This window comes from Citrobacter sp. Ce006 (assembly GCF_030336535.1).
GTDB lineage: Bacteria > Pseudomonadota > Gammaproteobacteria > Enterobacterales > Enterobacteriaceae > Citrobacter > Citrobacter europaeus.
This window is the reverse complement of record NZ_JAOWDO010000018.1, coordinates 1-868: the sequence shown is the minus strand read 5'-3', so window position 1 is coordinate 868 and position 868 is coordinate 1. Positions and strand designations below refer to the sequence as shown.

The window sequence follows — 868 nt, the reverse complement described above, 5'->3', positions numbered from 1 at the left end:
ATAGGGGAGCCGAAGGGAAACCGAGTCTTAACTGGGCGTTAAGTTGCAGGGTATAGACCCGAAACCCGGTGATCTAGCCATGGGCAGGTTGAAGGTTGGGTAACACTAACTGGAGGACCGAACCGACTAATGTTGAAAAATTAGCGGATGACTTGTGGCTGGGGGTGAAAGGCCAATCAAACCGGGAGATAGCTGGTTCTCCCCGAAAGCTATTTAGGTAGCGCCTCGTGAACTCATCTTCGGGGGTAGAGCACTGTTTCGGCTAGGGGGTCATCCCGACTTACCAACCCGATGCAAACTGCGAATACCGAAGAATGTTATCACGGGAGACACACGGCGGGTGCTAACGTCCGTCGTGAAGAGGGAAACAACCCAGACCGCCAGCTAAGGTCCCAAAGTCATGGTTAAGTGGGAAACGATGTGGGAAGGCACAGACAGCCAGGATGTTGGCTTAGAAGCAGCCATCATTTAAAGAAAGCGTAATAGCTCACTGGTCGAGTCGGCCTGCGCGGAAGATGTAACGGGGCTAAACCATGCACCGAAGCTGCGGCAGCGACACTATGTGTTGTTGGGTAGGGGAGCGTTCTGTAAGCCGTTGAAGGTGTGTCGTGAGGCATGCTGGAGGTATCAGAAGTGCGAATGCTGACATAAGTAACGATAATGCGGGTGAAAAACCCGCACGCCGGAAGACCAAGGGTTCCTGTCCAACGTTAATCGGGGCAGGGTGAGTCGACCCCTAAGGCGAGGCCGAAAGGCGTAGTCGATGGGAAACAGGTTAATATTCCTGTACTTGGTGTTACTGCGAAGGGGGGACGGAGAAGGCTATGTTAGCCGGGCGACGGTTGTCCCGGTTTAAGCATGTAGGCGG

General features: G+C 53.8%; 1 rRNA gene. It reads left to right on the top strand.

The annotated features are described in order from the left end of the window. Window positions 1-868 (top strand): 23S ribosomal RNA (locus OGV94_RS00085); the annotation flags it as partial.